Annotated in this window: 4 protein-coding genes; 2 read left to right on the forward strand and 2 right to left on the reverse strand. The window is 71.7% G+C overall.

Going from position 1 to position 6,145, the window contains the following annotated elements; all coding sequences use genetic code 11:
- The coding region (locus ACWD3D_RS32230) for an ROK family protein (protein ID WP_451464273.1) at positions 1 to 805 on the forward strand (805 nt) is incomplete at its 5' end.
- A 34-nt stretch (positions 806 to 839) separates the two neighbouring features.
- On the opposite strand, the gene ACWD3D_RS32235 is transcribed toward ACWD3D_RS32230, so the two are convergent.
- A complete protein-coding gene (locus ACWD3D_RS32235) occupies positions 840 to 1,016 on the reverse strand; it encodes a hypothetical protein (protein ID WP_451464274.1) in 177 nt (58 codons plus the stop codon).
- A 385-nt stretch (positions 1,017 to 1,401) separates the two neighbouring features.
- Between ACWD3D_RS32235 and ACWD3D_RS32240 the strand changes: the two genes are divergently transcribed.
- Positions 1,402 to 2,448 (forward strand): NUDIX domain-containing protein, encoded by a 1,047-nt coding sequence (locus ACWD3D_RS32240; RefSeq protein ID WP_451464275.1) that lies wholly within the window; start codon positions 1,402 to 1,404, stop codon positions 2,446 to 2,448.
- 118 nt (positions 2,449 to 2,566) lie between these two features.
- Here ACWD3D_RS32240 and ACWD3D_RS32245 read toward each other — a convergent pair whose 3' ends face one another.
- A complete protein-coding gene (locus tag ACWD3D_RS32245; protein WP_451464276.1) occupies positions 2,567 to 5,098 on the reverse strand; it encodes a tachylectin-related carbohydrate-binding protein in 2,532 nt (843 codons plus the stop codon).
- Positions 5,099 to 6,145 lie beyond the last annotated feature (1,047 nt).

A 6,145-nucleotide genomic window follows, 5' to 3' on the forward strand; every position in this document is an offset into this window, starting at 1 on the left:
CGAGTCGGTGATGGGGGCGGTGGACGGTGTCCTCTCCGAGCTGATGGCCTCCTCGCACTGGGAGCGCGCCTCGGCGCTGGGCATCGGCAGCGCGGGACCGGTGGACGCCTCGGCGGGCACGGTCAGCCCGGTCAACGTTCCCGGGTGGCGGGACTTCCCGTTGGTCGACCGGGTCGGCAAGACGATCGGTGGACTGCCGGTGACCCTGGTCGGCGACGGCGTGGCGATGACGGCGGCCGAACATTGGCAGGGTGCTGCCCGCGGGCACGACAACGCGCTCTGCATGGTCGTGTCGACCGGTGTCGGCGGCGGACTCGTCCTCGGCGGCAGGCTCCACCCCGGCCCCACCGGCAACTCGGGCCACATCGGCCACATCAGCGTGGACCTGGACGGCGACGCCTGCCCCTGCGGCGCCCGCGGCTGCGTCGAGCGGATCGCCAGCGGCCCCAACATCGCGCGCCGCGCCCTGGACGACGGGTGGCGGCCCGGAGCGGACGGGGACGTCACGGCACGCGCCGTGGCCGCCGCCGCACGGGCTGGAGACCCCGTGGCCCAGGCGTCCTTCGACCGTGCGGCGCAGGCGCTCGCCGCCGGGATCGCCGCCACGGCCACCCTCGTCGAGATCGACATCGCGGTGATCGGCGGCGGCGTGGCCGGCGCCGGCGACGTGCTCTTCGCCCCGCTGAGGCGGGCCTTGGCCGACTACGCGACGCTCTCCTTCGTGCGCAACCTCACGGTGACGGCCGCAGTGATGGGCAATGACGCGGGGCTCGTGGGAGCGGCCGCGGCGGCCACCGTGCGCTGACACCGTGCCCGGTCCCGCCGAGGCGGCGGGAGGCTCAGCGGGCGCGGTCGGCCGAGTTGCGGGCGACCACCACGAGGAAGGCGTCGCGGTCCAGGTCCATCACGACCTCCACCGCGAGCCCCTCGCCGCGGCGCGCGGCCGCGAACTCCTCCGCGGGCCAGCTGCCGCGCGGCCCGCCGGCGGGAAACTGTCCGAGCACCGTCTGACGCATGGTGTACCCCTCTGCCGCTGTCCGCGGTCTCACCCGACCACGGGGAAGGATGACGGCCCGCCGCCGACGACGACCCGGGCCACCCGACCCGGGCCACCCGACCCGGGCCACCCGGCTCGTCTCCCGGGGCGGTCCGGCCGACCGGCCGTCCGGCCGGGCGTCTGCCGACGGGTACCCCGTCCACGGCTCCGTACAACAGGTTCGTCGCGCCGGGTTTTCGCCCCAGGGTGTTCAGGGCAAGCCACAGAGGGCCGGAGCCTCTCCGGACGACCGCGCCGCGCCCAGGGACGGGACCCGCGTCGCGGACCTCGGACGGGGCGTCCCGTAGGGCGCCGGAGCGCGAGCGCGGCACGGACCGGAAGAGATGCCTGGTGAAGGGGGAGCCGTGATCGTCTGGGTCAACGGTGCGTTCAGTGCGGGCAAGACCAGTGCGGCCTGCGAACTGCTCGACCTGATCCCGAACAGCACGCTGTACGATCCCGGGCTGACCGGTGCCGCGCTGCGCGGGCTGCTGCCCCAGAAGCGACTGGCGGAGGTGACCGACTTTCAGGACCTGCCCATCTGGCGGCGCCTGGTCGTGGACACCGCGGCGGCCCTGCTCGCCGAGGTGCCCGGCACGCTCGTGGTGCCGATGACGCTGCTGCGGCAGGAGTACCGGGACGAGATGTTCGGCGGGCTCGCCGCCCGTCGCATCCCCGTGCACCATGTGCTGCTCCTCCCAGAGGAAACGATCCTGCATCAGCGGATCTCGGAGCGGCACGAGCTCTCCGGAGACCCCGGACGGAGCCTGCGCACCCGGCGTTGGTGCCTCGAACACATCGAGCCCTACCGCGCCGCCCTTCAGTGGCTCACCGCCGACGCCCACGTCATCGACAACAGCTCACTCACCCCGCGCGAGACCGCGCTGCGGATCGAGGAAGCGGTACGCACCGGCGCCGCCGGGGAGTGCGGGATCGTCCAGAACCCGTCCCCCACCGCCGAGACGGTCGCCGCCGGCGTACTCCTCTTCGACGAACGCGGCCGGGTCCTCCTCGTCGACCCCACCTACAAGGCGGGCTGGGAGTTCCCCGGCGGGATAGTCGAGGCGGGCGAGGCACCCGCCAGGGCCGGAGTCCGTGAGGTGGCCGAGGAGATCGGCCTGGTCCTGACCACGGAGCCCAGGCTGCTCGTGGTCGACTGGGAGGCTCCGAGACCGCCCGGCTACGGCGGCCTGCGGTTCCTCTTCGACGGCGGGGTACTGGGCGACGAGGACGCGCAGGGGCTGCTGCTCCAGAACTCCGAGCTGCGGGACTGGCGCTTCGTCACCGAGGAGGAGGCCGCCGGGCTCCTCCCACCGACCCGCTACACCCGGCTGCGCTGGGCGCTCAGGGCCCGCGAGCGCTCCACCGTGCTCAACCTGGAGGCCGGGGTGCCGGTCGGGCCCACGGACTGAGGCGAGCGGGGTCCGGCGGATCCCGGCCGGGGGCGACCGGACCACCACCCGGTGGGCGACGGCGGCCGTGGTGAGGGGGCGCTTTCGCTCCCTCACCACGTGCCGGCCTGCCGCTGCCCTACTGCCCCTGCTGGATCCGGGGCTGGTTCGAGCCGTCGCGGAAGAGGTAGGCCCAGGCCGCACCGGTGCCGGACGTGTAGGCGAAGGCCGCGGGGTCGGTCGTCGAGACGTCGGCCGACACCTGGGTCCAGGCGTTCCAGGAGCCGTAGGCGCCCTTCACCGCCTCCTCGGTCCGGTGGATCGTTCCGTCCGAGGCGCGTGCCACGATCCGGGTGAAACCGGTCGACGTGTCCACCACCGCCGAGGGGGCGCCCGCCGCCGTCAGGGAACCGACCGGGGTCCAGACGGCCGGGAACGCTCCGCCCGCGGCCGACTGCTCGGCGGCGACGACCTTGCCGTCCGCGCTCCGGGCGAAGACGCCCAGCCGTCCGTCGCTGCGGACGATCACCGAGGGGGCGTGGCTGACCGCCGCGTTTCCGATGGTGCTCCAGGTGCCCAGCGCGCCGTCCGTGAAGGCGGCCGTGCGCAGCTGCCCGGAGGTGTCGGAGGCGAAGAGCTGGATCGAGGTACCGGTGGTCACGGCGGTCAGTTCCCCGCGCAGGCCTGACCCGGTGAGCTTGGTCCAGCCAAGGAAGTCCACGTTGGGGCGCTGCTGGGCGCGGTACCAGGGCACTCCCGCCGCGTCGACGGAGAACTCGACCAGAGCGCCGTCACCGCGCACGGCGGTGACGGGGTGACCCTTCATCGCGCCGTGCAGGTCGGTCCAGGTGGGAGCGTCGGCGGAGCCCTGGACGTGGCGGCGCCACACGACGTCGCTGTCGGTCTGCTGAGCGATCAGGGCGACCTTGGTGTCGGGCTGTTCGGCCAGCTGGGGCCGGCCGGTGTAGGTCTCGGTGGTGGCGCCGGTCGTCCACTGGACGGCCGAGAATCCGGCGCCCTCGGCCTGCCGGCCGTGGACGAGGCGGCCGTCGGCGTCGACGTAGGCGTACTGGATCTCACCGGTGGAGGCCTGCAGCACGGACCCCGCCGCGTCCGGGGTCCGGTCCACCGAGGGGAGGGAGGGCGAACGGTCGCCGCGCAGGTAGCAGTTGTCGGGCGCGGTGCTGATGCTGGTGTACAGGGTCCAGTTGTTGCCGGAGCCGACCAGCTTGTTCCAGCTGTCGAAGACCCCGGTGCCCTCGTTGTAGCGGTACTGGCGCATCTCGCCGCCGGTCTTGACGCGCAGGATCGTGTCGCCGCCGAAGGAGGTGATCTCCTTGGTGTCACGCCAGTCGGCGGTGTTCACCGTCGCCTGGTGCTGGATCCAGCGCTGGCTGGTGAAGTCGTAACGGGAGCGGATCAGGTGCCCCGTCGCGGAGTCGATGCCGTAGAGCACGCCGTCGTCGGCGGCGAAGACGTGCGTGTACGCGTTCCAGCCCGTGTCGATCTTCTTGTCGCCGAGGCTGTTCCAGGTGCCGGTGACGGTGTCGTACTGCGCCCAGCGGAGGTCGCCGTCCGTGTCGACGTACCAGATGTGACCGGTCCGGTCGACGCTGATCTTGTTGTGGTTGGCCGGCTGGGCGTACGCGGTGAACGCCGAGCTGATCTTCTTGTGGTGCACGTCCCAGGTGGAGGTGGCGGCGACCCGGTGGCTGAGGTAGATGCCGTCGGACTTGATGCCGTAGAACGTCGCCGAGGTGCCGGCCAGGACACGCCCGTAGGACTGCCAGCCCGTGTCGATGGTGCTGGCGTCCGGTATCGTCCCGGTGCCGTTCATCGGGTCGTCGAGGTTGCGGCGCAGTAGTGAGCCGTCGCTCACCACCGAGTACAGAGCGCCCTGGGAATTGCAGACCGGTCCGACGTTGGCGCCCACCCAGGCACGCAGTTCGTCGAGGCGGGTCGCGATCGCGCCGGTCCGCGTCTGCGTGTCGTCCGTTCCGAAGCAGCCCCCTTGCCAGGAACGGCTGTTGACGCCGACGAGACGGACCGATACGCCCGAATCACGAAGCAGCGGACCTCCCGCGTCGCCCTTGCAGACGGTGGCGCCGTCCTTGCCGGTGATGTTCACCTCGCTCGCGGTGGCGGAGTCCACGGTGAACGCACCCGTGTGCATTTTCACCGGTGCCCACTCATCCTTGGTACGGCCGTAGCCGGCGACCCGCAGCTCTTCCCCGGCGGTGGGCGCGGTGGTGGCCAGGCCGACCGGGGCGATGTCGGTCACCGGGCTCGCGAGCTTCGCGAGCACCAGGTCCTGGCCGGGGTACGGGACGAGCTGGGTGACACCGCGGACCTGGCCGGCCGCGGTGGTGGTGTCGGCACGGCCGATGGTGGCGGTCGTCGCCAGAGCCGGGGCACCGGCCGGAACGTCGAGCCCGTCGGCCGGGTTGTCGTCGAAGCAACTGGCCGCCGTGAGAACCCAGTCCGAGTACACCAGCGCACCGGAGCAGGCACGCTGCCCGGCGCCGATGTCCAGACGGGTGGTGAACGCGTAGGAGTCGGCTTCGGAGCCGGTGACTGCCTGCGCCGGCACGGTGAGCACCATGGGTGCCGCCATGACGGCGGCGGCGAAGGCGGCCGTACCGGTGGCCACGGAGCGCGATGTTCTCGGCATGATCTCTCTCTCAACGGTTCTCAACGCCGGCGAGCGCGCTGCCGGACAAGTCGGTGGTGCGGGCGGAGCCCATGGAGTCGTCGCGGGACGATCCCGATCGCGCGGCGGGTGCTCTCCCCGCAGCCCGTGCACGGCTGTCCGGATGCCTCGGTGCGGGCGCCGCCCTTGCGCAGGGGAAATCCGGCTTCTCGGGCGGCCTTGGGTGTTCGGTGCCGGGAGAACGCGAAGCAATCGCACGCACAGGCCCGTCCCGATGTGCCGGACGGAGACATGCCGGCGCGATCGGTGTGAATTCCGGAGGTGGGCACGCCGACCCCGGTCGCTCGTGATTCCCCCTCCATTTTTCGCGCCGCGACATGCCGGATTCCCGCTATTCCGGCGAACAATTAGTACCACGTGGTGCAGCCATCGGTAAGGGGCGTCGTGCGGGCCGCGACGTGATCGTTGATGCCAGTTCTTCCCGTCGGGTGCGGATTGTCCGCAGTGCCGAATGGGGGAAAGTGTGTTTTATGCGGGCCGAGCCGCTTCTGTGATCACCGGCGCGTGGAACCGTGTCGAGGGATTCGGTAAACCTGCGGTTCAGCCCGTGTTCACCGCCTTTTCGTCATGGTCGACTCCGCGGTCGAGTTCTGACGGGCGTGCCCCTTGAAGGTGCCCTGCGGGAAAAGGGGGAGAGTGACACGAAAATGGCAACGGATAAAAGGTGGTATCAGTTCGAAAGGTGGCGCACACCGACGAAATTCTCTTGCCGGAGCCACTGAATGGTTCGCCGATCAGGCGAAGGCGGTTGTCCGCTCCGAGGAGTGCGGGACGGCGCTTACTCCGCGAACGGGGTCGGAGTGGCCCTGGGAGGTGCTGGACGGCCGGAAAGGCCGAGCATGTGCCCGGGACTTCACGGAAAGGACCCGGAGGGGTTGCGACGCCTCTGGGCCGATGGGCCGCGCCGAGGAGGACGGCCGCCTCCGGAGACACGGGGCCCCCGCCGGGAGTTGCGGGCCCCACGGGGCGGCCTCCGACCGCGGGGGCCCGCGCCGGGCTAACGCGCGG

This window comes from Streptomyces sp. NPDC002690, from assembly GCF_053592415.1.

Excerpts from the sequence above, each read along its gene's own strand:
- ACWD3D_RS32235 (WP_451464274.1), bottom strand. The coding sequence starts at position 1,016 with ATGCGTCAGACGGTGCTCGGACAGTTTCCCGCCGGCGGGCCGCGCGGC.
- ACWD3D_RS32245 (WP_451464276.1), bottom strand. The coding sequence starts at position 5,098 with ATGCCGAGAACATCGCGCTCCGTGGCCACCGGTACGGCCGCCTTCGCC.